This is a genomic window from Lentzea sp. CC55 (genome assembly GCF_021056325.1).
GTDB lineage: Bacteria > Actinomycetota > Actinomycetes > Mycobacteriales > Pseudonocardiaceae > Lentzea > Lentzea jiangxiensis.
Window position 1 is genome coordinate 320,590 of sequence record NZ_JAJCXE010000056.1, and the last position, 25,224, is coordinate 345,813.

At 70.3% G+C, this 25,224-nt stretch carries 29 protein-coding genes; 16 read left to right on the forward strand and 13 right to left on the reverse strand.

Annotated elements, in window-relative coordinates; translation table 11 throughout:
* Positions 1-5: 5 nt before the first annotated feature.
* Positions 6-1,790 carry a serine/threonine-protein kinase gene (locus L6E10_RS36365; RefSeq protein ID WP_236224701.1) on the reverse strand — a complete coding sequence of 595 codons (1,785 nt, stop codon included), beginning with the start codon at positions 1,788-1,790 and terminating at the stop codon, positions 6-8.
* A 93-nt stretch (positions 1,791-1,883) separates the two neighbouring features.
* Between L6E10_RS36365 and L6E10_RS36370 the strand changes: the two genes are divergently transcribed.
* Positions 1,884-2,546, forward strand: a complete 663-nt coding sequence (locus L6E10_RS36370; protein ID WP_236224702.1) for a Clp protease N-terminal domain-containing protein — start codon at positions 1,884-1,886, stop codon at positions 2,544-2,546.
* Here the strand turns inward: L6E10_RS36370 and L6E10_RS36375 are convergent.
* Positions 2,500-3,465: a YafY family protein gene (locus tag L6E10_RS36375; RefSeq protein WP_236224703.1), complete on the reverse strand. Its 966-nt coding sequence runs from the start codon at positions 3,463-3,465 to the stop codon at positions 2,500-2,502. The two genes, L6E10_RS36370 and L6E10_RS36375, sit on opposite strands and share 47 nt — an antisense overlap.
* 99 nt (positions 3,466-3,564) lie before the next feature.
* On the opposite strand from L6E10_RS36375, the gene L6E10_RS36380 reads away from it, so the two are divergent.
* Positions 3,565-3,966, forward strand: coding sequence for a VOC family protein (locus tag L6E10_RS36380; protein WP_236224704.1), 402 nt, complete (start codon positions 3,565-3,567; stop codon positions 3,964-3,966).
* Positions 3,967-3,990: 24 nt separating this feature from the next.
* On the forward strand, positions 3,991-4,473 hold the full coding sequence (locus L6E10_RS36385) for a hypothetical protein (RefSeq protein ID WP_236224705.1): 483 nt from the start codon (positions 3,991-3,993) through the stop codon (positions 4,471-4,473).
* A 37-nt stretch (positions 4,474-4,510) separates the two neighbouring features.
* Here L6E10_RS36385 and L6E10_RS36390 read toward each other — a convergent pair whose 3' ends face one another.
* Positions 4,511-5,497 (reverse strand): helix-turn-helix transcriptional regulator, encoded by a 987-nt coding sequence (locus L6E10_RS36390; RefSeq protein WP_236224706.1) that lies wholly within the window; start codon positions 5,495-5,497, stop codon positions 4,511-4,513.
* A gap of 88 nt (positions 5,498-5,585) precedes the next feature.
* On the opposite strand from L6E10_RS36390, the gene L6E10_RS36395 reads away from it, so the two are divergent.
* From L6E10_RS36395 to L6E10_RS36420, 6 genes are all read left to right on the forward strand, one after another.
* A complete protein-coding gene (locus L6E10_RS36395) occupies positions 5,586-5,975 on the forward strand; it encodes a cupin domain-containing protein (protein WP_236224707.1) in 390 nt (129 codons plus the stop codon).
* Positions 5,972-6,361, forward strand: coding sequence for a DUF1304 family protein (locus L6E10_RS36400; protein WP_236224708.1), 390 nt, complete (start codon positions 5,972-5,974; stop codon positions 6,359-6,361). The genes L6E10_RS36395 and L6E10_RS36400 overlap by 4 nt, the downstream gene beginning before the upstream one ends.
* Positions 6,362-6,380: 19 nt before the next feature.
* Positions 6,381-6,785, forward strand: coding sequence for a protein-tyrosine phosphatase family protein (locus L6E10_RS36405; RefSeq protein WP_236224709.1), 405 nt, complete (start codon positions 6,381-6,383; stop codon positions 6,783-6,785).
* Between the two features lie 47 nt (positions 6,786-6,832).
* Entirely contained in the window at positions 6,833-7,117 is a 285-nt protein-coding gene (locus tag L6E10_RS36410; protein ID WP_308102972.1) for a transposase, read from the forward strand.
* A 340-nt stretch (positions 7,118-7,457) separates the two neighbouring features.
* Entirely contained in the window at positions 7,458-9,713 is a 2,256-nt protein-coding gene (locus L6E10_RS36415; RefSeq protein WP_308102953.1) for a tetratricopeptide repeat protein, read from the forward strand.
* A gap of 269 nt (positions 9,714-9,982) precedes the next feature.
* Positions 9,983-10,144, forward strand: coding sequence for a TetR family transcriptional regulator (locus L6E10_RS36420; protein ID WP_236224711.1), 162 nt, complete (start codon positions 9,983-9,985; stop codon positions 10,142-10,144).
* Between the two features lie 616 nt (positions 10,145-10,760).
* On the opposite strand, the gene L6E10_RS36425 is transcribed toward L6E10_RS36420, so the two are convergent.
* Positions 10,761-11,429: an MOSC domain-containing protein gene (locus L6E10_RS36425; RefSeq protein ID WP_236224712.1), complete on the reverse strand. Its 669-nt coding sequence runs from the start codon at positions 11,427-11,429 to the stop codon at positions 10,761-10,763.
* Between the two features lie 10 nt (positions 11,430-11,439).
* Positions 11,440-11,829, reverse strand: coding sequence for a MerR family transcriptional regulator (locus tag L6E10_RS36430; protein ID WP_236224713.1), 390 nt, complete (start codon positions 11,827-11,829; stop codon positions 11,440-11,442).
* A gap of 62 nt (positions 11,830-11,891) precedes the next feature.
* On the opposite strand from L6E10_RS36430, the gene L6E10_RS36435 reads away from it, so the two are divergent.
* Positions 11,892-12,926, forward strand: coding sequence for an aldo/keto reductase (locus L6E10_RS36435; RefSeq protein ID WP_236225073.1), 1,035 nt, complete (start codon positions 11,892-11,894; stop codon positions 12,924-12,926).
* 1 nt (position 12,927) lies between these two features.
* Here L6E10_RS36435 and L6E10_RS36440 read toward each other — a convergent pair whose 3' ends face one another.
* Genes L6E10_RS36440 through L6E10_RS36450 form a run of 3 tightly spaced genes read right to left on the reverse strand, consistent with a single transcriptional unit; the run spans position 12,928 to position 16,114 of the window.
* The gene (locus L6E10_RS36440; RefSeq protein ID WP_236224714.1) at positions 12,928-14,049 is read right to left on the reverse strand and encodes a hypothetical protein; all 1,122 of its coding nucleotides are present in this window, start codon (positions 14,047-14,049) and stop codon (positions 12,928-12,930) included.
* Positions 14,046-15,560, reverse strand: a complete 1,515-nt coding sequence (locus tag L6E10_RS36445; protein WP_236224715.1) for an alkaline phosphatase — start codon at positions 15,558-15,560, stop codon at positions 14,046-14,048. The genes L6E10_RS36440 and L6E10_RS36445 overlap by 4 nt, the downstream gene beginning before the upstream one ends.
* Before the next feature lie 11 nt (positions 15,561-15,571).
* Positions 15,572-16,114, reverse strand: a complete 543-nt coding sequence (locus L6E10_RS36450) for an FAD-binding protein (RefSeq protein ID WP_236224716.1) — start codon at positions 16,112-16,114, stop codon at positions 15,572-15,574.
* A gap of 65 nt (positions 16,115-16,179) precedes the next feature.
* Here L6E10_RS36450 and L6E10_RS36455 point away from each other — a divergent pair, with 65 nt between their 5' ends.
* Positions 16,180-16,647, forward strand: coding sequence for a GbsR/MarR family transcriptional regulator (locus L6E10_RS36455; protein ID WP_236224717.1), 468 nt, complete (start codon positions 16,180-16,182; stop codon positions 16,645-16,647).
* On the opposite strand, the gene L6E10_RS36460 is transcribed toward L6E10_RS36455, so the two are convergent.
* Complete coding sequence (locus L6E10_RS36460) at positions 16,604-17,134, reverse strand: TetR/AcrR family transcriptional regulator (protein WP_236224718.1); 531 nt, start codon at positions 17,132-17,134, stop codon at positions 16,604-16,606. The genes L6E10_RS36455 and L6E10_RS36460 overlap by 44 nt on opposite strands.
* 107 nt (positions 17,135-17,241) lie before the next feature.
* On the opposite strand from L6E10_RS36460, the gene L6E10_RS36465 reads away from it, so the two are divergent.
* From L6E10_RS36465 to L6E10_RS36480, 4 genes are all read left to right on the forward strand, one after another.
* Complete coding sequence (locus tag L6E10_RS36465; RefSeq protein WP_236224719.1) at positions 17,242-18,186, forward strand: SDR family NAD(P)-dependent oxidoreductase; 945 nt, start codon at positions 17,242-17,244, stop codon at positions 18,184-18,186.
* Positions 18,183-19,127 (forward strand): SDR family NAD(P)-dependent oxidoreductase, encoded by a 945-nt coding sequence (locus L6E10_RS36470; RefSeq protein ID WP_236224720.1) that lies wholly within the window; start codon positions 18,183-18,185, stop codon positions 19,125-19,127. The genes L6E10_RS36465 and L6E10_RS36470 overlap by 4 nt, the downstream gene beginning before the upstream one ends.
* A gap of 319 nt (positions 19,128-19,446) precedes the next feature.
* Positions 19,447-19,641: a hypothetical protein gene (locus L6E10_RS36475; protein WP_236224721.1), complete on the forward strand. Its 195-nt coding sequence runs from the start codon at positions 19,447-19,449 to the stop codon at positions 19,639-19,641.
* Between the two features lie 372 nt (positions 19,642-20,013).
* Entirely contained in the window at positions 20,014-21,078 is a 1,065-nt protein-coding gene (locus L6E10_RS36480) for a chitinase (protein WP_236224722.1), read from the forward strand.
* A gap of 93 nt (positions 21,079-21,171) precedes the next feature.
* On the opposite strand, the gene L6E10_RS36485 is transcribed toward L6E10_RS36480, so the two are convergent.
* On the reverse strand, positions 21,172-21,558 hold the full coding sequence (locus L6E10_RS36485; protein WP_236224723.1) for an SgcJ/EcaC family oxidoreductase: 387 nt from the start codon (positions 21,556-21,558) through the stop codon (positions 21,172-21,174).
* A 74-nt stretch (positions 21,559-21,632) separates the two neighbouring features.
* Positions 21,633-22,943 (reverse strand): S9 family peptidase, encoded by a 1,311-nt coding sequence (locus L6E10_RS36490; RefSeq protein ID WP_236224724.1) that lies wholly within the window; start codon positions 22,941-22,943, stop codon positions 21,633-21,635.
* A 41-nt stretch (positions 22,944-22,984) separates the two neighbouring features.
* Between L6E10_RS36490 and L6E10_RS36495 the strand changes: the two genes are divergently transcribed.
* On the forward strand, positions 22,985-23,566 hold the full coding sequence (locus L6E10_RS36495; protein ID WP_236224725.1) for an acetoacetate decarboxylase family protein: 582 nt from the start codon (positions 22,985-22,987) through the stop codon (positions 23,564-23,566).
* On the opposite strand, the gene L6E10_RS36500 is transcribed toward L6E10_RS36495, so the two are convergent.
* Positions 23,554-24,366, reverse strand: coding sequence for a hypothetical protein (locus L6E10_RS36500; protein WP_236224726.1), 813 nt, complete (start codon positions 24,364-24,366; stop codon positions 23,554-23,556). The genes L6E10_RS36495 and L6E10_RS36500 overlap by 13 nt on opposite strands.
* Positions 24,363-25,217, reverse strand: coding sequence for a hypothetical protein (locus L6E10_RS36505; RefSeq protein ID WP_236224727.1), 855 nt, complete (start codon positions 25,215-25,217; stop codon positions 24,363-24,365). The genes L6E10_RS36500 and L6E10_RS36505 overlap by 4 nt, the downstream gene beginning before the upstream one ends.
* Between the last annotated feature and the right edge of the window lie 7 nt (positions 25,218-25,224).

A 25,224-nucleotide genomic window follows, 5' to 3' on the forward strand; every position in this document is an offset into this window, starting at 1 on the left:
GGAGATCATGCCTGACTGTTGATCAGCCACTTGCCGTTCTGCTGCACGAACGTGAACGTGTGCGTCTCGGTCAGGACGACGTTCTGGCCCTGCAGGTACTGCAGCGTCGCCGTGACGGCGTTGGGACCCTGCGGCACGAAGTTCGAGAGCTGCACCGAGGTGTAATTGCGCCAGAACGACTGGTAGCCCTCCCAGGTCAGCCCGCGTCCCGCCTTGAACGAGTCGGTGAGCAACGTCCAGCCCGTCGTCAGGTCGCCGGGCAGCAACGCGTAGTAGGAGGTGAGCGCCTCCTGGGCGTTGGCCGGTCCGGCGGGCGGCTGCGGGGGCTGGCTCGGGGTGTTCTGCGGCGGGGGCGTCTGCGAGCCGGCCGGTGGCGTCTGGCTGGACTCCGTGGGCGACTGCGACTGCGGCTGGGTCTCGCCGGTCGTCGGCTGGGCCTGCGTTCCCGTCGACTGCGGGCCGCTCGTCGGCGCCTGGGCGTTCTGGCCGCCGTCGCCCTTGGGCCACAACAGGAACGAGCCGACGCCGACCGCGATCACGAGCAGGACGATCGCGATGGGGACGAGCGGGAACCTGCGGCGGTTCTCGTCCTCGGCGGGAGGCGCGGGCGGAGGCGTCTCGGCAGCCGTGGCGCTCGGCACTGCTGCCTGGACGACGGTGGGCTTCGGCTCGGGTTCGGGCGCGGGCTGCGGTGCGGCCTGCGGCGCGGGCTCCGGTGCCGGCCGGGGCTCGGGTTCCGGTACCGCTTCGGGCTCCGGCTCGGGGATCGCCTCCGGAATCGCCTCGGGAGCCGCCTCGGCGGGCTCGGGCTTGGGGGCCGTCAGTCCGGCCGCCTCGCTCGCCGCCGCACCCGCGACCAGCCCGGCCGCCGCGGCACCGGCCTCCTGCTTCGCCTTCTCCTGGGGCTGGGCCTCGACCGGCAGCTGCACGGTCGACGGGATGACCACCGTCGCCTCGGAGGCCTGCGGCGTCTCGTTGACGACCGCGGCCAGCAGGTGGACGGCCTCCTGCATGGTCGGCCGGCGCTCGGGTTCGTTGGCCATCAGCCGGAACAACACGGGCGCGAGCAGCGGACCGGCGTTGGCGGGCGGCATGATCGCGCCGCCGGCGACGCGGTGCAGCATCGCGAGGTGGTTGTCCGCGGTGCCGAAGGGCGGGTTGCCCTCGACGGCGTTGTAGAGCGTCGCGCCGAGTGAGAAGACGTCGGAGGCCAGACCGGCGTCCTCGCCGCGGGCGACCTCGGGGGAGAAGAACGCGGGCGTGCCGACGGTGCCGGTCGCGGTGGCCGTGGCGTCCTCGCCGGTGGCGCGCGAGATGCCGAAGTCCGTGATCTTGACCTCCTGGTCGCCGATCAGGACGTTGCCGGGCTTCACGTCGCGGTGCTGGATGCCGTGGCGGTGCGCGGCGGCCAGCGCGGCGGCGGTGTAGCAGCCGATGCGGGCCACCTCGCGCGGCGGCAGGGTGCCCTGCTCGGCGATGACGGCGGCGAGGCTGCGCGACGGCAGGTACTCCATGATCAGCCAGGGGCGTCCGTCGTCCTCCACGACGTCGTAGACGCGGATGGCGTTCGGGTGCTCCAGTCGTGCCGCCAGCCGGGCCTCGCGCATCGCCCTGACCTTCGAGCGCTCGACCCTGGCGTCGTCGACGCCGTCCAGCGCGAGCAGTTCCTTCGCCGCGACCACGCGCTGGAGTTGCTCGTCATAGGCCTGCCAGACGACTCCCATCGCGCCCTGGCCGATCTTCTTCTTCAGCTGGTAGCGGCTACCGATGAGCCTGCTGCTCTCCTCCACGCGGGTGCTCCCGTCCCCTCTGATCACTCACAAGTGTGACGGTTGCCGCGTTCGCCGTTGACCATAACCCCATATGGGGGTACTAATGGGGTTATGCCAAAAATCAACGTGTACCTCCCCGATGACCTGGCCGAATCGGTGAAGGACATGAACATTCCCGTGTCGGCGATCTGCCAACGGGCACTCGAAGGTTCGGTCAAGCGGATCACCGCGATCCGCGCACTCACGTTCGAGGACCTCGCAAGCGACAGACCCCAGCAGTTCACCGAGCGGGCGTGGAAGGCGCTCGAGAACGCCGCCGGGAGCGCGCGGGGCTCGAAGATCGGCACGGCGCACCTGCTGGCCGGCATGGTTGCCGAAGGCGCGAACCTCGCCCTGGAAGTGCTCAGGGCGCTCGACATCGACCCCGGCTCGCTGTCGTCCGTTCCCGCGGGCACCGGTGACGGGCCGGGGTTCGCCGACGACGGGGCGTCCGCGCTGGAGCTCGCGGTCGTCGAGTCGATCGCGCTGGGCCACAACTACGTGGGCTGCGAGCACCTGCTGCTCGGCATCGTCGCCGAACCGGACGGCGGGGGCGGCGAGGAGCTGCGACGGCTGGGCGTGGACATCAAGAGCGCGCGCCGGGCGGTGCAGACGGCGCTCGCGGGCATCGCGCACCTGCAAAAGCAGCGCAAGGCGGCACCGGACCCCGCTCAGGTCCTGGAGATGATCATGACTCGGCTGGCCCGCCTGGAGCGGCACGCGGGTATCGGCTGACCAGCTCGGCGCCGATGCGCGCCAGGTGCTCCTCGACCTCGGGCGACTCGACCGCGACCAGGCCGCCCCAGCCCGCGACGTTGCGCGCGATGTCCAGCGGGCGTGGCGCCGTCAGCTCGACCTTCGTGTGCTCGCCCCGTTCTTCGACGACGGTGCAGTGGCGGCCGTGCTGGTGCCGGAAGACCTCCAGGAACCGCGTGGGCACCAGCACGACCGCCGTCGTCTCCGACCGCTTGCGCTCCACGGTCGTGACCACCTCGTCCCAGGCGCCCGCCAGGTCGAAGCCGGCGGGCCGGGACGCGGGGGTGCCGGTGAGGGAGGCGCCGAGAACCCGGTCGAGCCGGAACGTGCGCTGCCCGTCGTCCGTGCCGGCGACGAAGTACCAGGTGCCGTCCTTGTCGACGAGCCCCCACGGGTCGACCACGCGACCCCGCGGTGCCTCACCCCGCTTGCGGTAGGTCAGCCGGACCCGCACCTGCCGCACCACGGCCTCCTGCAGCACCGCCACCAGGTCCGGCCGGTCCTTCGCGTCTTCGCCCCACGCCGCCGTGTCCACGACCGTCGCCCCGGCGGCGGCCTGGGCGTCGGCGCGGAAGGTCCGCGGCAACGCCCGCACGAGCTTGCGCAGAGCCGACCTGATCTCCGGCGCGACGGACGTCGCGGGCCCGGCGACCAGGAACAGCGCCCGCGCCTCCGCCGAGGTGAGCCCGCTGAGGTCCGTGCGGGCACCTCCGACCAGCGACCAGCCGCCGCCCCGGCCGGGTTGGGGGTACACGGGTACCCCCGCCGCGGACAGCGCTTCCAGGTCGCGGCGCGCGGTGGCGCGGGAGACCTCCAGCTCCTCGGCGAGTTCGGCGGCGGTCACCCGGCCGCGGGCCTGCATCAGCAGAAGGGCGGCGACGAGACGGTCTGCGCGCATGTCTCCAGATTCCCGCGGAAAGTGCTCAGTGGATGAGCACTTTACGGCCGAAGCTCACCTGACAGACCGAACTCCCTGGAGGCAGTTGTGTTGCGAGGAATGTCGACCGTGTCCTACTTCGCCGACGACCTGGCCGCGGCCCGCGACTGGTACGCGGAGTTCCTCGGGGTCGACGCGTACTTCGAGCGGAGCACCCCCGACGGCGTGCTGGGCTACGTCGAGTTCCGGATCGGCGACTACCAGGCCGAGCTCGGCATCGTGAACCGGAAGTTCGCGGTGACGCCCTCGGACACCCCCGGCGGGCAGGTCCTCTACTGGGCGGTCGACGACCTGGAGGCGACGCTGCAGCGGCTCCGCGAGCTCGGGGCGAAGCCGCACGACGAACCGCGCGTGCGGGGCGAGGGGTTCGTGACGGCGTCGGTGGTCGACCCGTTCGGCAACGTCCTCGGCGTCATGACCAACGTCCACTACCTGGCCATCGCGGAACGGAACCGCCGCTGACACCGCTTTGCCTATCCTTCACGGGTGACGACTCGGCTCGCCATCACCGGACACCGCGGCCTCTCCTCCGAACTGGAGGAGCAGGTCGGCCGGATGATCCGCGCCGTCGTCGCACGCGACGGCCCGGACACCGCGGTGGTGGGCGTGTCGTGCCTGGCCGACGGCGCGGACGCGGTGTTCGCGCAGGCCGTGCTGGACGCCGGTGGTGAGCTCGTCGCCGTGCTGCCGGCCACGCGCTACCGCGAGGCACTGCCGGAGGGGTACCGGCCCGTCTACGACGGCCTGCTCGCCCGTGCGGGCCGCGTCGTCCAGCTCCCGCACGTCACACCGGACCCGGAGGCCTACCGGGAGGCGGGCCGGCGGATGGTCGACGAGTCCGACTCGCTGCTCGCGGTGTGGGACGGCCGGCCGGGACGCGGACCCGGCGGCACAGCCGACGTGGTGGCCTACGCGCGGTCGCGCGGTGTGCCGGTCACGGTTCTGTGGCCGCAGGGCGCCGTTCGCTGAACCCGCGGCCCGGCAGCACCCTCGGCGGGGTGGCCGGTCAGGACAGCTTGGCGACGAGCTCCGCGCGGCTGCGGACGCCGAACTTCGCGAACACGGACTTGAGGTGGTCCTGCACGGTGTACGGCGAGATGGCGAGGCGTGCCGCGATCTCCGACGTCGGCTGCCCGGCCAGCACCTCGTGGCAGACGTCCTGCTCGCGGCAGGTCACGCCGTGCGCCTTGAGCAGCAGCCCCAGCAGGTCCGCGCCGGACGCCCGGCTGACCGTCACGGCCGCGTCGAAGTCGTCGCCGCCCACGAGCCTGCTCGCCTCCAGCAGGACCCAGCCGCCGTGGGCGTCGCGGACCCGCGCCTTGAACGTGCCCGAGCGCGCTCCCGCGGCCGCCGCCCGCAGCATCACCGCGAACCGGCCCGGCGCGACCTCCTCCAGTTCGTCGCGCCACTGCGCCGTGGAGGCGGTCGACGCGCGGATCGTCCCGTCGCCGGCGACGACGACGATGGCGGGCGTCCCCGTCCGCCGGGCAGCCGTCCGTGCCGCGACCCGGGTGGCGGCGCCGAGAGCGGGAGCCACGGAGGCCATGAACTCCAGCTCGCGCTCGCTGAAGTCGCCGGTGCGCACCATTCCCGCGCCGCCCCAGCACGTCTCGTCGGCGCGGAACAACGCCCGCAGCTCGTGCCGCAGGCCCAGCGGCCGCCAGACCTCGTTGAGCCGGGTAGACCGCTGGTCCTCGAGCCTCGCCACCGTGTCGCCGCGCTGGGCCAGCGCCGCGAACGTGTGCGGTTCGCCGGGCGTGTACTCGCACGTCGCGAGCACGGGTTCGTACTGCTGCGGGATGCGGTTGACGCCGCTCGTCATGGTGCTGAACGCTCCGGAGTCCGGGTCCATCGACGCCCAGCACGTGAGCTCGCACGGGACGACGCGGTCCACCAGCGCGATGGCCGCCGCGTGCAGTTCCGCGACGTCGAGCCCCGCGCTCGCCAGTGCCGTGACGTCGCGTCGCACGCCCTGCGCCCGACCCTCCCACATGCTTCGCAGTATGCGCTGGGGCCGGCCCGGCGGGGATCCCAGTTTTCCGGGATACAGCCGCTCCCGCCGCGAGTGGACTCTTCCGGGCATGATGACAACAACCGGCGAGGGCGAAGAGCTGTCCGTGCCCGACGCGAAGATCACCGTCCGCCTCTCCGGCAAGGACACCGGTGGTGCCTGCGAACTGTTCGAGGTGGACGCACCGCGCGACGAGGCCGCGCCACCGCACCGGACTCCGTGGCCGAAGGTGTACTACGTGCTGCACGGGCGCATGGCCGTGTTCCTCGAGGGAGAGCTGCACGACCTGTCACCGGGTGACGCCATCGCCATCCCGCCCGACGCCCTGCACACCTTCACCGTGCACACGCCGTCCGTGCAGTTCCTGGCGTTCGCCGTGGGGGAGCGGATGGGCGCGTTCTTCCGCGACCTGTCGTCGAACGGCCTGGAGGCGCTGTCCCGGCACGGGGTGTCGCGGTGAGCGTCGTCGCCCAGGTCGCCGCCGGGATCGCCGCCCTCGTCCACGTGGTCGTGTGGGTCTGCGAGGCGTTCCTGATCGGACGGGTGCACCGGTCGATGTTCGGCCAGCCCGCCTCGGACGTGCCGGCTATCCGGCTGTGGGCGTTCGGGGTGGGGTTCTACAACCTGTTCCTGGCCGGCGGTCTGGTCGTGGGGCTTTTCGCGTTGCACGGCGGGCAGGAGCTCGTCGGTCGTACGCTGATCCTCTACGTGTCGTGGTTCATGCTGCTGGGCAGCGTGGTGCTGGCCGTGGCCGACCGGCTGGAGCTGAGCCGTCCCCGCAACCAGGCGTGGGGAGGCGTTGCGGCGGAAGGGGTTCCGCCGCTGGTGGTGCTGGTCTTCGCTTGAGAGATCTCTGGGGAGTGGCGTGAAGAAGGTCCGACTGCCGGACGGCGCGGTGATCACGGGCCGCGGCCTGCGCGACGGCAAGATCGTGGAACCGCACCCGCGGTACGGGGTGTACCTGCAGCCCAAGCCCGTCGACGTGCCGTGGGAGCACGACTGGATCGACTGGCCGGACTTCCGGCTGCCGCGCGACCACGAGTCCGCGATCAGGCTGATCCGCTCGCTGCACGCCCGTGCCCTGGCGGGCGAGGAGGTCGAGGTGGCGTGCAGCGGGGGCGTGGGACGCACCGGGACGGTGATCTCGTGCCTCGCCGTGCTCGCCGGGGTGCCCGCCGACGAGGCCGTGGCGTGGACGCGCGCGAACTACCACCGCCGCGCCGTCGAGACGCCGTGGCAGAAGCGCTGGGTCAGGCGTTTCCCGGTCTAGTGGAGCGTCGCACCACTAGTAGGGCTTTGTCAGGTGCGGTGTCGGATGTGGCGCGGATGTGTTGCGGAGCGTTGGGCAAGCGCGGCAACTGCCAGATCCGGGGCAGCGTGCACGCCGTCACCGACTGGGTCTCGGCCGCGGTGGACTGGCGGTTGCTCCTGCTCGAGTCCTGGGACGACCGCAAAGCCGCCGAGGAACATACGGTGGAGATCGCACGCAAGCGGGCTCGGTGCGCCATCCCGCCCTCGCCCATCGCGCAGGTCCGCGCCGAACGCCACCACCTCACCAGGCGGATCGACGGCCTGCGCAACGAGTTCGAGCTGCGCGGATGAACCCGAGGGCACCCGCGATCGGGAACGACAAGAACGTCACACGGAATTGATCACCGCACACGATCGCACTGGCCGCGCACTGGAACCATCCGCCGATCATCAACCTCACCTCGACGACCCCGAACAACCACAACCCGGCCGTGAGATCGAACCCCAGCCCGACCGGTAACAGGCAACCAGACAGTGCACTCCGCTCCACGAAGAGCACGTCGCGGTGACGACTCGCCGATGATGTCCGTCTCTGTGGAGCAGGTTCGAGCGGTCGGGTGAACTTCGCCAGCGCTGGCCGGCATCCGGTGACCGCGGTGCGACGCTGCGACTTGCCGACCAGGCCGAGGAGGTGTTCGAGGTGATGGCACCCGAGCCGCAGCAGTCCCAAGAGTCTGACGCGTCCCGCGCTCGACACGGACCTGAGGTGCATAACACGACATCAGGTCATGCGGGCGGCGTAGTGCAAGCCGGCGCAATTCACGGCGATGTGCACCTGCACGCGGCACCTTCTCCGCTGGCGCAGGTGATACCGCGGCAACTGCCCGCCGCGCCCGGGCTGTTCGCTGGGCGGGCAGCAGACCTGATCGAGCTGGATCATGCTTTGATCACCGCCGCCCCGAGTGGAGCGGGCACCGCCTTGCCTGGACCGATCCGCACCGAACTACCCGTCGCAGGTGCGACGGTGATGGTCTCGGCGATCGGCGGTGCGGGGGGAATCGGCAAGACCTGGTTGGCGTTGGCCTGGGCGCACCGCAACCTGCACCGCTTCCCCGACGGGCAGTTGTTCGTGGACCTGCGGGGGTTCAGCGCGGCTAGCGACCCGGTGGGCCCGGCGGCGGCGGTGCGCGGGTTTCTCGACGCCCTCGGTGTAGATCCCGGACGCATCCCACCGGATCTGGACACGCAGGCGGCGTTGTTCCGGACCCTGGTCGCGGGCAGGCGAATGCTGATAGTGCTGGACAACGCGGCGACCGCCGATCAGGTCGTTCCGCTGCTGCCTGGCAGCCCCACCTGCACCGTGCTGGTCACTGGCCGCCACCGGCTCGCCTCCCTGATCGACCGGTACGGCGCCCGCCACCTCACCCTGGGCGTCCTCACCCCGGACGAGGCACACGCCTTGCTGGCCACGCGCGTCGGCAGTGACCGCATCGTCGCCGAAGCCGACGCCGTCGAGGATCTGATCGAATTGTGCGGCGGCTACCCGCTGGCACTGTCGATCACTGCCCGCAACGCCGCTACCCGCCCCGCCATTTCCCTTGCTGAGATCGCCGCCGAACTGCGCCAACTGGGACTTGAGACACTCGACCACGACACCGACCCCGCAGCGAGCCTGCCCAAGGTGCTGTCCTGGTCCCTACGCCAACTCACTGACACGCAGCGCGCCGTGTTCGGGCTGCTGGGCATCGCTCCCGGCACCGACACCACCCTGCCAGCCGTGGTCTCCCTCACCGGCCTGTCTCCGGCCCGTGCACGGAAGGCCCTCTCCGCTTTGGAAGAAGCATCTCTCACTGAACGACAGTTGCACGGCCGGTACGCGATGCACGACCTGATCCGTGACTACGCCGCCACCACTGCACACGACCTGCCCGACAACGTACGAGAGACAGCCCTGGTGCGGGTGGTGGACTTCTATCTGCACACTGCCCGCACCGCCGACCGCCTCCTCGCTCCCCACCGGCAGCCCGTACGGCCCGACCCACCCGCGCCCGGCGTCCACCCGCACCCGCTGCCCGACGCCGCAGCCGCGACGGCCTGGCTGGAGGCCGAACACGCCACCCTCCTCGCCGCCCAAAACACCGCAATCGCCTTGGGACGCCACCACATCGTCTGGCACCTCGCCTGGACGCTGGAGACTTTCTTCCGCCGGCGGGGGCACCTGCGCGATGCGCTCGCCTCGTGGCGGATGGCGCTGGACGCCGCCGAACACCTGTCCGATCCCGCCATCCGCAGTCGCACTCACCGGTTCCTCGGCAATGTCTGCTCGCTGTTGGGACTGCACGAGGAGGCATCCGAACACCTCAACCGCGCCCTCGACCAAGCCGTGCGCCACCGCGATCTCACCGAACAGGCACACACCCACCAGATGGTCGCACTCGCCTGGGAACGACGAGGGGACGACGGGCAGGCTCTCGACCACGCCCGACATGCCCTCGCTCTCCATCGCACCCTCGGCCATCCGGTGCGGGAAGCCATCGCGCTCAACGCGGTGGGCTGGTACGCCGCGCGCCTGGGCGACTTCGGCACCGCACGCGACCACTGCGGCGCCGCCCTTGCGCTGCTACGACACCAGCATGACCTCGAGGTCGAGGCGTCCGTCCTGGACAGCTTGGGTTTCATCGCTCACCGCACCGGCGACCACCACCAAGCCCTTGATCATTACCAGCACGCCCTCACCCTGTTCCGCACTCTCGGCAACACCTACTTGATCGCAAACACCCTCGACAACCTCGGCCACCCCCACGCCGCCCTGGGGCACGAGCAGGTCCGCGCGATCTGGCGAGAGGCGCTGGAGCTGTACCGGGAACAAAACCGCGACACCGACGCCCAACGCGTCCAACGGCAACTCGACGAACTGAACGAGACCGATCGGGACGGTCGAAACTAACTGGCTCCAACACGATCGTCGGACGTGTCGGTGGCAAATGATGCAGGTGGCGAGGCCGAGAGGACTTCGTGGATGTCGTCGCGGCGTTCCCGGCGGATGCGCAGCCGTTTCATGCTGTGGTACCAGGCTGATCGCGCGCTCCACGACCTACCTGACCGGGCCAGGCCGGAGCCGAGAACGAGCCGTGTTCCGTTTGCGGTGCGCTCGGGAGGGCACAGCCACGCCGATTACCCCACTGGTCCAGGGCTATGCTGACTTATGAAGTCAGCATGATCGACAACCTTCCAGCAGATCCCCGCAGCGCGGTCATCGATGCGGCCCGAGCGGAGTTCGCAGCTCGAGGCTACTTCGCCACGACGCTGATGAATATTTCGATTCGATCCGGCGTACCACTCGCCGCGTTGAAACAGCTGTTCCCAGCAAGGCAATGATCGTCGTCAAAGGACTTCGAGCCCAGTTCGACGAACTGAAATCACAGGTGGACGACGACATTGCCATCCGGATCAATCCTCATGTGGTGGTGACGCGACACAGCCACCTCGCCTGAGACCGCAGTCGAGGTCAAGCGTGAACTCGACCTTCCCGGTGTCATCGCGCCAGCTGTAGCCGCTGGCCAGAAGCAAGGCCTATTCAGCAGCGCCCTCGATGCGTACGAGTTAGCTGCGGCGCTCACGAATAGCCTTTTGCTCCGATGCTTCACCCGTCGCGGTGATGACGCGACAACACATGCCATGTTCGTCGATGTGACCTGTTTGTACGGATTGCTTTCACGAACGACGTAGTGCGGGTTTCTGTCGTGCAGGAAGACAGATAGTCGAACTCACGTCACAGGATCTCAAGCGATTAGGGATGCAAGCGTTCGTCACATCTGCACCCAGCTCTGCCGCACCCAGAAGCTCTGCGAGGCCTGACCCTCTACGTAGTTCTGCGCGAACTCAAATCTTTACTCGCGGTCTGGACAGGCGTCTGCCAGACCTGTCGACGACCGTCCAGACCTGACACCTACACATATAAAAGCCCAGGTCAGCAGCACCTGACAAAGCACCACTAGGAGTCGAGCTCGACGACCGAACGCTTGTGCACCAGCTCGACCACCTCGGGCGGCACCGAGTCGCCGGCTTCCAGGAGCCGGGGCAGCAGGTCGGCCTCGGTCGTCACGGCGCGGAAGAACAGCTCGACCGTCACGTCGTGGCCGGGCCGGTGCACCACGGTGATCTCGTCACCCGGTCCGACGAGGCCCGGCTCCAGCACGCGGAAGTAGGCGCCGGGCCGCGCGACCTGCGTGAACCGCTTCACCCAGCCGCGCTGCCCGAGGAACTCGGCGAACGTGCGGCACGGGATGCGCGGCCCGGTGACCTCCAGCAGCGCCGTGCCGATCCGCCAGTGCTCGCCGACCAGCGCCGTCGTGTGGTCGATGCCCTGCGTGGTGATGTTCTCGCCGAACTGGCCGTTGCCGAGCTCGACGCCGAGCTCGGACGCCCACCAGTCGAGGTCCTCGCGCGCGTAGCCGTACACGGCCTGGTAGTCGCCGCCGTGCACCGACCGGTCGCCGATCGAGTCGCCCGCGACACCGCTGCCGGCCGTCCCCTTGGGACCGGGTGCGGTGACCTCCAGCGGGCCGTCGACCGGGTGCTTGCCGATCCCGGTCGCGCCCGTGCGGGCGTAGTCGACGGGCACCGTCTTGCGGGCGATGTTCAGCGAGAGCACGACAGGCATGGTCCGCACCCTATTGGCCGACCGCGCGGGCGGCGATCGAATTGACGTAGTCCTCGTACTTCCCGACCTTGTAGGTGATCAGGTCCATGCACTCCTGCAGCTGCACCATCTGCTGCCGCACGCGCTCCTGGTGCTCCTTGAGGATGTCGAGCCGCTGCGGCTCGTTGCCGTCGCCCTGGCGGACCAGCTCGGTGTAGCGGCGGATCTCCGGCACCGGCATCCCGGACATGCGCAGCATGATGCACATGCGCAGCCAGTCCACGTCCTGCTGCGTGTAGACCCTGCGACCACCCGGTCCTCTGTGGACCTGGTGCGCGAGGATGCCTTCCTTCTCGTAGAACCGCAGCGCGTGCACGCTCAGTCCGGTGCGTTCGGCGACCTGTCCGATGCTCAAGCCCATGCGTCCGAGCATAGGTTCTTGACCTAGAGACGACTCTAGTTCCTAGGTTTCCCCGCATGACTATGCGTTATCGCGTGCTCGGGGGAACCGGCATCGAGGTCAGCCACCACTGCCTCGGCGCCATGATGTTCGGCTCGGTCGCCAACAACGACCACGAGGAGGGCGTGCGGATCATCCACCGCGCCCTCGACGCGGGCATCAACTTCGTCGACACCGCCGACATGTACTCGGCGGGCGACTCGGAGGTGATCGTCGGCAAGGCGTTGCAAGGCCGGCGCGACGACGTCGTGCTCGCCACCAAGTTCCACTTCCCGCTGGGGGAGGGCCGCAACCGCGGCGGCAACTCGCGCAGGTACGTCGTGCGCGCCGTCGAGGACAGCCTCCGCCGCCTCGGCACCGACTGGATCGACGTCTACCAGGTGCACCGGCCCGATCCGAAGACGGACATCGAGGAAACCCTGTCCGCGCTCACGGACCTGGTGCGGCAGGGCAAGATCCGTGCGTTCGGCTCGTCCACGTTCGGGGCGGAGGAGCTCGTCGAGGCCGACCGGGTGGCGCGCGACCGCGGGCTGATGCGGTTCCGGACCGAGCAGCCGCCCTACTCGCTGCTGGCGCGCGGGGTGGAGCGGTCCGTGCTGCCGACGGCGCGGCGGCTCGGAATGGGTGTGCTGGTGTGGAGCCCGCTGGCCAGCGGGTTCCTGTCCGGGAAGCACCGGCGCGGCGGGGCTGCCGAGGCGTTCCGGGCGACGCTCACCCCAGAGCGGTTCGACGAGTCTTTGCCGGGCAACACGGCGAAGTTCGACGCGGTGGAGCAGTTCGCGGGGCTCGCCGACGAGATGGGGGTGTCGCTGCCGGCGCTGGCCGTCGCGTTCGTGACGACGCACCCGGCCGTGACCTCGGCGATCACCGGTCCGCGCACGATGGAGCACCTGGAGTCGTTGCTGGAGGGCGCCTCGCTGGTGCTGACCGACGACGTGCTGGACCGCATCGACGAGATCGTGCCGCCCGGCGTCGACACCTACGACGTGAGCGGGGGCTGGAAGCCCGCGTCGCTGCTGGATCCCCACCAGCGACGCAGGCCGCTCGATCAGCGCTGACTCACCACCGCTGGGTGCTCAGACCGGTGCCCAGGTAGATCTGGTCGTAGGAGTTGCCGTCGTTGTCGTCGGTGTAGACGACGGTGATGCGGCCCCACGGGTCGACGCCCACGGCCGGCTCGTCCTGCCTGCCGGTGGCGTTGGAGACCGTGAGCTGCCGCTCCGGCCGTCCGGTCGTGGTGCCGTCGGGGTTGTAGACGCTCATGTGCACGTCCTGCGCCTCCGCCGTGGTCACCGCGACGCCGAGCTGGTCGTCGATGCCGATCTGCGGGTCGGCGCCGGTGGTCTGGGCGACGGCACCGCGTGAGGTCCCGGCCGCCGTGAACGACTGGACGCGGACGCCGGACTGCTCCCAGGCGACGGCGAAGTCGCCGTTGAAGCCGGCCGCCACGGCGGGGCGTTTGCCCTGCCCCGTCGTGGTCTGCGCCTGCTTGACGCCACCGGCCGGGGTGACGATCTTGCGGGCGACGTTCGCGTCCGCCTCCCACACGATCACCGCGTTGCCCGCCGCGCCCATCGCGACCTGCGGCTTGGCGTGGGTGCCACCGGCGTTGTTGACCTGCGCCTCGTAGGACTTGGAGCTGATCGACGCGAACATGCTCACGCGGGTGGTGGATGCGTTCGTGCCCTGCTTGTCCTCCCACGTGACCGCGAAACCCGTGCTGTCCGGGTCCGCCGCGACGCTCGGGAAGTACTGCTGGCCGTCGGCGCTCGCGTTGGCCGTGCCGGAACCGGACACGGTGCCGCTCGCGCTGACGGAGCGGACGGCGATGTTGTAGTAGCCGTTGCCGTCCGGGTCCTCGGACCAGACGACGACGGCGCTGCCGTCCTCGCGCACCGACACGTCCGGCTGCCAGTGCCGCCACGTGCCGGTGCCGCCGGTGGAGAGCTTCTTCTCGTAGACCGACGCGCCCTCCTTGTAGAGGCGGATCCAGACGTCGGAGTGGACGGGGTCCTCGGGGGCGGTGGTGTCGCGGTCGTCCTCCCAGACGACGGCCGTGTAGCCGTTGCGGGAGGAGGAGACGGACGCGTTGTCCTGGTCGCCGGTCGAGTCGCTGTTGACCGTCGACCACGTCATCGGGGCAGGGGCGAGCAGCAGGCTCGCGATCAGCAGTGTCTTCACGGCGCCTGCAATCCGGGGTTGTTCGACTCGACGACGTAGCTGCCGACGGTCTTGACCGGGTAGTCGCGGACGGTGACCTTGTCGACGGCGCGGAAGTCGACCCGCATCTCCGCTGAGGTCGTGCGGGTCTTCACGTACCCGCGCAGGTTCTTGAAGTACTTGACGTGCGGGTTCAGCGTCGGGTTGAGGCTGTTGTCGGCCGCGTTGCCGTCACCGCCGGATGTGACCGACGTGGTGACGAGCTCGGTGCCGATGATCCGGTTCTGGGTGCCGTAGTTCTGCATGAGGTTCGCGGCCCAGCTGCGGTGCACATCGCCCGTGAGCACGACGGTGCCCTTGTTGCCGTTGGTGTCCCACGCGTTCTGGATGCGGGTGCGGTTCGCGGTGTAGCCGTCCCAGGCGTCCATGCTCTTCGAGCCGTCCGCCGCGGCGAGCCGTTGCGCGAAGAACACCTGCTGGCCGAGGAAGTCCCACGTGCCGAGCTTCTGCCGCAGGCCGTCGATCAGCCACGTCTCCTGCGACGTGCCGGTGAGCGTGCGCGCGGGGTCGTCGGCGGCCGGGCAGACCTTCGTACCGTCACCGCAGGCCTGGTCGTTGCGGTACTGGCGGGTGTCGAGCATGTGGAACGTGGCGAGGCTGCCCCAGCGGACCCTGCGGTGCAGCAGCATGTTCTCGGCCGTGGGCGCTTGGGCGCTGCGCAGCGGCATGTGTTCGTAGTACGCCTTGTAGGCGGCCGCGCGGCGGGCCTTGAAGTCACCGGCGGGGTTGGTGTCGTTGCGGATCAGGTTCGCGTAGTTGTTCTCGACCTCGTGGTCGTCCCAGACGACCAGCCAGGGCGCTGCGGCGTGCGCGGCCTGCAGGTCCGGGTCGGTCTTGTACTGGGCGTGGCGGACGCGGTAGTTCGCCAGCGTGCTGATCTCCGCGGAGGGCGCGAACTGGCGGACCTTCGTGGTGGTGGCGCCGCCTTCGTAGATGTAGTCGCCGAGGTGCAGGACCAGGTCGGGGTGCTCCTCGGCCATGCGGCGGTAGGCCGTGAAGTAGCCCTCCTCGTAGTGCGAGCACGACGCGAAGAGCATCGTCAGCTCGGGCTGGGTCCCCACGGCCGGTGCGGTGAGGGTGCGGCCGACGGGCGAGATGTGGCCGCCGGTGCGGAAGCGGTACCAGTACTCGCGGCCCGGTTCCAGGCCGGTGAGGGTGACGTGGACGGCGTGCCCGCCCGCCTGGGTGGTGGTGAAGGTGCCGGTGCGGGCGATGGCGGTGAAGCGCTCGTCGGTGGCGACCTGCCACTCGACGGCGGTGTTGGTGCCGGGCATACCGCCGAGACCGTCGGCGTTCAGGGGGTTCGGGGCGAGGCGGGTCCAGATCACGAACCCGTCGGCCGCCGGTTCGCCGGACGCGACGCCCAGGGTGAACGGGTAGCCGATCGCGTTGGCCAGTGCGGGAAGTAGAACTCCGGCGCTCGCTCCCGCGAGCCCGCCCACGATGAAGGTACGTCTCCGTAACGTGGTCATGACCCGCACAGTTACCGAACGCGGGTAAAGGCCCGCCTAATTGCGTGTGGCTGCAGGGTGGTTTCCCACCAGGCGAAAGCCGCGTGCTCGTCGGTGTGCACGTCGAACGCGTCGGCGAGCAGCTCGGCCGCGCTCAGCGGGAGACCCGTGTCGCGGACGGCGCGGTGCAGCAGGGCCACGTGGTCGCGGGACCAGGCGTCGACGCCCAGGCCGGGTAATCGTTCCGCCCGGCAGCACGGCTGGGCGCACACCACGACGTCGAACCACTCGTCGTCGTGGTCGTTGAACGCGACCGTGACGCCGAAGCGGTCGGGGCGCAGGGCGGTGACGGTGCTGTGCCGCGTCTCGAAGCGCAGGTCGTGGGGAAGCGCGGCGAGTCGTCGCGCGGCGTGGCGGTCCGGGCCGGTGATCGGCACGGGGTCGTGGTGGGTGCCGTGGTCCAGCACGACCACCTGCCACGCGTTGTGCGTGAGCCGGAGCGCGGCGGCGAGGCCGGCGATCCCGGTGCCGACGACGAGCGCGGTGCGCGCGAAAGCTGTGAGATCTGTGGCCATGCCCGCCCCTTCCCCCTAGGATCGAGGCTAGCGAACGTTCAGAAATTTCTGAAGACAGGGTGGCTGTGACGGGCGAGACAGGGCGCAGGCACGCGGCGGAGCACCTGGCGTTGACGCTGAGCGGTGCGGGGATGCAGCGGATGGCGGCGCGGGTGCTGGCGGCGTTCCTGTTCACCGACGAGCCGTCGCTGACCGCGGGGGACCTGGCCGAGGAGCTCGGGGCGAGCGCGGGATCGGTGTCCGGCGCGATCAAGATGGTGCTGCAGATGGGGCTGGTCGAGCGGGCGCCCGCGCCCGGCAGCCGGCGTGAGCACTACCGCATGCGCGACCGGGCGTGGACGACGTTGTACGGCAGGCAGCACGCCCCGATCGACGACATCCTGGCCGCCGTCTCGGCCGGGGTGCGGTCCGTCGGGCCGGGGCCCGCCCGCGAACGGCTGGAGTACATGCGGGACTTCTACGAGTTCCTGCTCGGCGAGGTGCCTTCGATCATCGAGCGGTTCGAGCAGCGCCGTGGAGGATCCCGGCCATGACGAGGTCGAGCAGCCGCTTCGCCTGATCGGCGTCCTGGTTCTGGGCGACCGCGACCAGCAGCGTCATCACGTCCAGCGGCTGCGCGGTGGCGCCCAGCGGGGCCAGCAGCCGCGTGATCGCCTCGGTCAGCTTGGCGCGGCTGTGCTCGAACGGGTTGCCGCCCAGGGCGATCACGGCCTGCAGCGCGTCCTTGAGGTCACGCTTGGTCGCGATGTAGGCGATGAAGCGGTTCATCCACTCCCGCAGCGCCGACTCGGGGTCGTTGCTCTCCAGCAGTTCGGGGGCCGCGTCGCAGAGCTTCTCCAGCTCCGTGCGGTAGACGGCCTCGATCAGCGCTTCTCGGGTGGGGAAGTGCCGGTAGAGCGTGCCGATGCCGACGCCGGCTTCCTTGGCGATGGCGCCCAGCGTCGTGTCCCCGCCGTGGGTGAAGGCGTCCAGTGCCACCTCGAGCAGCAGTCCCCGGTTGCGGACGGCGTCAGCGCGCACTTCATCACTCCTGTGGGTCACTTGCCAAACGGAGGGCCCTCCGTTTACGGTGGAACCCGAACCGGAGGAACCTCCGTTTCAGTGTACGACACAGGCAGGGGAATCGGATGAGTGAGCGCATCACCACCCCGTTCGGCTTCGAGAGCACCGCTCTCGAGGTCGTCGAGGGGGTCGACCTCTCCGGCCGTCGCGCCGTGGTCACGGGTGGGGCGTCGGGCATCGGCGTCGAGACCGTGCGGGCGCTGGCCGCCGCGGGCGCTGAGGTCACCATCGCAGCGCGCGACGTCGAGGCGGGGCGCGGGGTGGCCGCCGAGGTGTCCGCCTCGACGGGCAACAGCGCGGTTCTGGTCGCCCCGCTGGAGCTGACCTCGCAGGAGTCGGTGAAGGCCTTCGCGCGCAACTGGGACGGCCCGCTGCACCTGCTGATCAACAACGCGGGTGTGATGGCGACGCCGCTGACCCGCACGCCGGAGGGCTGGGAGCTCCAGTTCGCCACGAACCACTTCGGCCACTTCACCCTGACGCTGGGCCTGTTCGCCGCTTTGCGCGCCGAGGGCGCCCGCGTCGTGAACGTCAGCTCGACCGGCCACCTGGCGAGCCCGGTGGTGTTCGACGACATCCACTTCGAGCGCCGCGAGTACGACCGCTGGCAGGCGTACGGCCAGTCGAAGACGGCGAACGTCCTCTTCGGCGTCGAAGCGGGCCGCCGCTGGGCCGGCGAGGGCGTCACGATGAACGCGCTGATGCCCGGCGGCATCCTGACGGCCCTGCAGCGCCACATCACGCCGGAGGAGCTGGAGGAGAGGCGCAGGCTGCGCGGCGGTGGCAAGCCGGTGCGGTTCAAGACGCCGGAACAGGGCGCGGCCACCACGCTGGTGCTGGCCGTCTCGCCCCTCGTGGAGGGCCGCTCGGGCCTCTACTTCGAAGACTGCGACGAGGCGCTCCCGCACGCCGAGGGCATGACGGACGGCCTGGCCGCCCACGCGGCCGATCCCGAGGCCGCCGCCCAGCTGTGGGAGGTCTCCGAGGAAACGCTGAAGGTGCACGCATGATCACCACAGGATTCGGTTTCGAGACCACGGCGGAAGAGGTCGTGGAGGGCGTCGACCTCTCCGGCCGCCGCGCCGTCGTCACCGGCGGGGCGTCGGGCATCGGCGTGGAGACCGTCCGCGCCCTCGCCGCCGCCGGCGCCGAGGTGACGATCGCGGCCCGCGACGCCGACGCGGGCCACCGGGTGGCCGCGTCCCTGGCGAGGTCCACCGGCAACAGCGCCATCTCGGTCGCCAAGCTCGACCTGGCGTCCCAGGCGTCGGTGAAGGCCTTCGCCCGCAACTGGGACGGCCCGCTGCACCTGCTGATCAACAACGCGGGTGTGATGGCCACGCCGCTGACCCGCACGCCGGAGGGCTGGGAGCTCCAGTTCGCCACGAACCACCTCGGCCACTTCACCCTCACCCACGGCCTCTTCAACTCCCTGCGAGCCGAAGGCGCCCGGGTCGTGAACGTCAGCTCCTCGGCCCACCTCATGAGCGACGTCGTCTTCGACGACCTCCACTACACCCGCCGCGAGTACGACCGCTGGCAGGCCTACGGCCAGTCGAAGACCGCGAACATCCTCTTCGGCGTGGAGGCAGGCCGCCGCTGGGCCGGCGAGGGCGTCACGATGAACGCCCTGATGCCCGGCAGCATCGCCACGAACCTCCAGCGCCACCTGACCACGGAGGAACTCCAAGACCGCATCCGCCGCAGCGGCGCCACGGCCACCCGCCGCGTGAAGACGCCGGAACAGGGCGCCGCCACCACCCTCGTCGTCGCCACCTCGCCCCTGCTGGACGGCATCTCCGGCCGGTACTTCGAGGACTGCGCCGATGCGGCGCCCGTCGCGGGTGGCTCGCATCTTCGCGGTGTGGCTCCTTACGCGCAGGATCCGGAGTCGGCTGCCCGGTTGTGGGAGGTGTCCGAGGAAACCCTGTGGTCGCTGAAGGCGGCCTGAGGTCCGCGTAGCCGCCGGATGCCGCGCCAGGCTTGGGGGCGAGGCGGTGGCTGTCGCGGGCGACTCACATACCTCTGCGGTGTGGCTCTCTACGCGCAGGATGCGGAGTCGGCTGCCCGGCTGTGGGAGGTGTCCGAGGGAACCCTGTGGTCGTTGATGGCGGCCCGAGGTCCGCGGGGAGCGACGCCATCGGGCGCAGCGCCCGCGCCTGGGGAGGGGCGGTGCCTGTCGCGGGCGACTCAGACCTCTGCGGTGTGGCTCTCTACGCGCGGGATCCGGAGTGGGCTGCTCGGCTGTGGGAGGTGTCCGAGGAAACCCTGTGGTCGCTGAAGGCGGCCTGAGGTCCGCGGGGCGCGACGCCATCGGACGCCGCGCCTGCGCCTGGGGAGAGGCGGTGCCTGTCGCGGGCGACTCGCACCTCCGAGGCGTCGCTCCTTACGCGCAGGACCTGGAGTCGGCTGCCCGGCTGTGGGAGGTGTCCGAGGAAGCTCTCTGGTCGTTGAAGGCGGCCTGAGGTCCGCGTAGTCGCCGGATGCCGCGCCAAGACGCGGGAAGGGGCGACCGCTGACCGGCCGTGCGGGAGCGCAGCTTCGCTCTCCGGCGTGGAGGTGCGCTATCCGACTCTGTGCCGGGAGCGGTGCCGCAGCTGGCTGGTGGGGTTGAAGGGTGGCGGCCTTGCGGTCCTGTGCCGCGTCGGCCGGTTCCGTCCCACGGCTCGGAGGAGTTCCGCGCGGGTGGCAAGGCAGCATCACTATCGCCCCCATGCCGTCACGGCCCGCCGTCGGCGTTCAGCGACCACCAGCCTCCCCAGCCCACGCGCTAGAGGTCTGGACCATTTCGTGCTTCAATGACAGAGGGTCGCCGCCTGTAAGCGAAAGGTGAGTGAATGTCTGCCCGCACGTTCCCCAGGGCGCTGACAGCCCTGCTGCTGCTCCTGAGCACCCTCATCCCCACCCAGGCACAGGCCCAAACTGAACCGCAACCTCGGGCTGCCGACACCTGCGCCCTCAAACCGCGCCCCGCGGGCAAAGTTCTCCACGGCTACTGGGAGAACTGGGACGGCGCGGCGAATGGCGTGCACCCGCCGTTCGGCTGGACCCCGATCACCGACGCCCGCATCAAGCAGCACGGCTACAACGTGATCAACGCTGCCTTCCCGGTCATCCGCTCCGACGGCACCGTGCTGTGGGAGGACGGCATGGACACGGGCGTCAAGGTCGCCACGCCGGCCGAGATGTGCGCGGCGAAGGCCGCCGGGGCCACGATCCTGCTGTCGATCGGCGGCGCCACCGCGGGCATCGACCTGAGCTCGGCGGCCGTGGCGAACCGGTTCATCGCGACCGTGGTGCCGATCCTCAAGAAGTACAACTTCGACGGGATCGACATCGACATCGAGACCGGGCTGGTGGGCAGCGGCAACATCAGCCAGCTGTCGGCGTCGCAGGCGAACCTCGTCCGCATCATCGACGGGGTGCTGGCGGCGATGCCGCCGGGGTTCGGGCTCACCATGGCACCGGAGACCGCGTACGTGACGGGCGGCAGCGTCGTGTACGGCTCGATCTGGGGCGCCTACCTGCCGATCATCAAGAAGTACGCGGACAACGGGCGTCTGTGGTGGCTGAACATGCAGTACTACAACGGGTCCATGTACGGGTGTTCCGGTGACAGCTACCAGGCCGGCACGGTGCAGGGGTTCGTGGCGCAGACGCAGTGCCTCGACAAGGGGCTGGTCGTGCAGGGCACCACGATCAAGGTGCCCTACGACAAGCAGGTTCCCGGGTTGCCCGCGCAGCCGGGAGCCGGTGGCGGGTACATGAGCCCTTCGCTGGTGGGGCAGGCGTGGAACAGCTTCGGTGGCCGGCTCAAGGGGTTGATGACCTGGTCGATCAACTGGGACGGTTCGAAGGGCTGGACGTTCGGTGACAACGTGAAGTCGCTGCAGGGCCGGTAGGAACGCGGAAGGAGCCATCGGGCGGCTGCCCTCGCGGCACGTACCGGGAGGCCGTCAGCCGCGCGTCCGCCACTCCGGTTCGCGAGCAGGTTCTCAGAGCACGATGGTGTTCTGGCCCGCGGCGATCCGCCACTCCCCGTCCTCTTTGGACAGGACGTAGAGCGGCGAGCCCTCGTTCTGGTCGGGCAGTGGTGTGCCGTCGGGGCGGATCGGGCGTTGGCGGATCTTCACGGCCGCCACGTCCGGGCGGATGAACAGCACGTGCGCCACCTCGTAGGTGGCGGTCGCCTCCTTCGTCGCGCCGGGCAGGACCCGGCGGGTGAAGGAGGCGATCTCGTCACGGCCGGTGAGTCGCTTGCCGTGGGCGGTGGTCCAGATCGCGTCGGGGCGGAAGAGGTCGATGAACTCCTCCGCGAGCTCGTTCCGCTGGGAGTGCTCGACGGTGGCGACGAGCTTCTCGATGCCGGAGATGTCGGTCATGGTCGAGATGGTGGTGTCTCGACCTGGCTGGAGGTCAAGCCCGGCCGCGGACACCGCGGCCGGGCCGGAGGGAGTCAGCGGGGCGCGACCCGCGACTCGTACGGCGCGGGCTTGTACCGGGGGTCGAAGAAGCAGCCCGTGCCGTACTCCCGGTCGTGGCCGGCGCAGGAGGCGGCGATCAGGAACGGGTTGGAGCGCAGGCCGCGCTTCTCCCAGGTGGAGAGGGACTGCATGGCCGCGGCGTACTCGGAGTCGCTCAACGAGCTGTGCGTCGCCTCGGTCGTGAAGGTCTGCACGAGGTTGTACCAGCGGCCTGCCTTCCGCACGGTGTCGCGGTAGGCCGACTCGTGCTCGACGAACGCCGTCGGGTCGCCGATCGCGTGCAGGGACAGGACCGGGATGTCGATCTTGCCCGTGAGGTCGCTGTCGTACGCCAGTTCGGCGCGGGCCGCGGGGTCGGCGGCGAAGCGTTCGACGCCCGCGTTCAGGGCTTGGTCGTCGTGCGAACCCTTGTAGACCACGCCGGCGTTGCTCCACGGGTTCCGGTCGCCCAGTCGGTTGTGGACGATGTCGCGGAACGTGAACGTCGCGAAGTTCAGGTGCGAGTTCAGGGTTTCCTCGGGGATCTTGGTGACGGCGAGGACGTCGGTGAGCTTCTGCTGCTGCTCGGGGGTGCGGCTGCCCGCCACGCCGAGGCATTCCTCGATGCGGCCGCGCAGGCCGGCGGACGTCATCGTCGAGCCGGGCCGCAGGCCCTGCCACAGCGGGTACTGCGCCTCGGACGGGCGCGGGTGGTTGCCGCAGTAGTACTGGTAGACCACGCGCAGGTCGACGCGGTAGTCGTAGCCGCGCGAGCCGCCCGCCATCACGCCGTTGGTGAGCAGCGCCGCGTCGTAGCCCCGGTAGAGCTCGACGGTCTTGGCCGCGACGTTGCCGCCCCACGACTGCCCGTGCAGGAACACCTTGTGCGGCTTGAGCATCCCGCTGACCATGCGGCGCAGGTTGTCCGTGTCCTCCGCCGCCATCCGCGTGCCGTAGCCGCCACGCCGGTAGGACGTGCCGGCCCAGGCATAGCCCTCCTCGACCATGACGGCCCAGCGGTTCAGGTCGTCACGGGTGCGCTCGGGCGTGGGGTCGCCGAGGTCGGGACCGCCGTGCGAGTGCACGACCAGCGCCTTGTTCCACTTCTTCGGCACGGCGACCGTGTAGTACGCGCCGTTGGCGTCCCGGCCCTCGTAGCAGGTGGTGCCGGCGGGGACGTTCTCCGGGCACGGTGCGGTCGGGGGCAGGTGCACCGGCGACGTGAGACTCGCGGTGAGTGCGAATGCCGGCAGGACGTTCATGGCGGGAATCGTCAGCCCGCGGCGGCGAGTGGTCCAGCTCACTCGTCCGAACTTGGGACTTCCCTGACGTTACGATCAGGGGCGTGCGGTACCCACCTGAGCCCTGGCACATGAGGGGATCCGCTGTGATCTCCGTGTTCCGCGTACCGCGCGACGAGGTGCCGCGGGAGCACCTGCCGCGCGGCGCGAGACCCATCACCCTGGCGGGCAGCGCCTTCGTCGCCGTCGCGTTCGTGTCGTACGAACCGGGTAGCGTGCTCACCTACGAAGAGCTGCTCGTCGCGGTGCCGGTCCTGGACCGCGGGACGGTGGCCGTGTCCGTGCCGCAGATCTGGGTCGACAGCGAGGCGTCGCGGCAGGGCGGCCGGGAGCTGTGGGCCATCCCGAAGCAGCTCGCCCGTTTCGGCGCGGGCTCGTCGATCGCGGCGGTCGCGGTCAAGGGCCTTCTGCCGCTGCCGGGCAGGTGGCGGTTCGCGGGTCCGATCGCCCAGCACCTCGACGGCAGGGACGTGCGCGCCCGAGCCGTCATGTCCGGCCGCTACCGCTTGGCCAAGGCCGCGTGGCTGGTGCCGGCCGGCGGGCCGCTGGGCTACCTGACCGGACGCACGCCGCTGGTGAGCGTCGCGGTGGACGACATGAGGCTGACGTTCGGTCAGGGCTCGTAGCGGACGCTGTTCAGCACGTGCCGGGCCCAGGCGTGGTCAGCCGGGTCGTCGTACAGGCACGTCACGAGCAGCAGTTCGCCGAACCGCGCGACGTGGCCGTAGAACTCGTGCCGCTGCGCGGTGAGCCACAGCGCGTGCCGCAGCTCGACGCCGTCCCGCACCAGGAACTGCTGGTCGGCGGGCACGTCCGGCGCGTTCTCCAGAGCCATCCCGAGGAACCGGTCGGCGGGCATGCCCTGCAGCTTGCGGGTGTCGACGAACACCGCGCGGCCGGGTGCGGCGAACCGCAGGCCGTCCGGGAGCAGGTGCGGTGCCAGGCCGGCGGTGCGCTCGACGCTCCACGGGCCGCGCACCTCCTGCTGAATCGAGATCGGCAGGGCGACCGGGAAGGCGCTGAGCACCCGGTCGCGGTCCCAGGTCGTGCCGAGCAACGGGTGCTCGACGAGCTCGGGCGGCGTGCCGGGCTCGACGACCTCCGCGACGACCTCGGCGCCGTGCAGGTCGTTCCACGGCTTGATGTCGTGCGCGAACGTGCCCGTCAGCCGCAGCGACGGGTCGCCCCACGCCTCGGCGGCGCGCCGGGCGGCCGCGGCGGTGACCCGCATCCACGCGTCGAACCACAGTTCCAGGTCACCGGTCAGCTCGACGGGGAGCGCGCAGCGGACGTACGCCTGCTCGCCCAGCAGCACGTTGCCGTCCGCGAGACGTTCGGCTCCCGCCGCGCCGGCGGGCAGGCCGAGGTCCAGGTCCAGGGCGCCCGACTCGTCGACCTCCGCGCCGCAGCACGCGCAGGCCGTCATCCGATGTACCGCACGCTGTTGAGCACGTGCTGTGCCCACGCGCTGTCTGCCGGGTAGCGGTACACGCAGCGCACGGAAATCATCGTGCCGGGACGGACGACGTGCCCGTGGAAGACCTGTTCCTCGTGGCCGTCGATGACCTCGCTGAGCCAGAACGCGTGCCGCAGCTCGGGGCCGTCGTGGGAGACGGAGTGCTCGGCGGTGGCGGGGTAGCCGTCGAGGACCGCGCCGAGGAAGTCGCTGACGCTGCCACCGGTGAGGTCGGCGTAGACGTCGAGCGCCACGCGGCGGCCGGGGCTCGTGAACCTGACCGTGCGACCCTCGACCGCGCACCGCATGCCCTCGGAGCGTTCGACGGACCAGACCTCGCCGAGCGTCTCGCGCACGGGAACGGGCAGCGGGTGCCGGATGCGGCACAGCACCTCGTCGCGGTCCCATTCCCGCTCCAGCAACGGGTGCGAGGTGAAGTAGGGGAGCTCGTCGGTGTTGAGCACGGCCGCCTCGACCGGCACGCCGAAGACGTCCCACGGCTTGATGACGTTCGCGAACCTGCCGGCGACGCGCAGGTTCGCGTACTGCTCGTCGTTGTCCCACACGGCGTGCGCGTACATCGCGTCGACTTTGCTGATCTGCGTCCACGCCCCGAACATGAGCTCCGTTCCGCCGGTCAGCCGAACCGGGAGCAGACAACGGAGGTAGGAGTCACCGTCCGGTCCGACGAGCAGTCCGCCCGTCGGCGCGCCCAGCTGCCCGCCGGGTACGCCGATCAGTTGCTCCGGACGGTTCAGCCGGTAGTCGATGCGGTCGGTGGACGGGATCTCGGCTCCGCAGCATCCGCATTGGACGGTCATGCGCGCA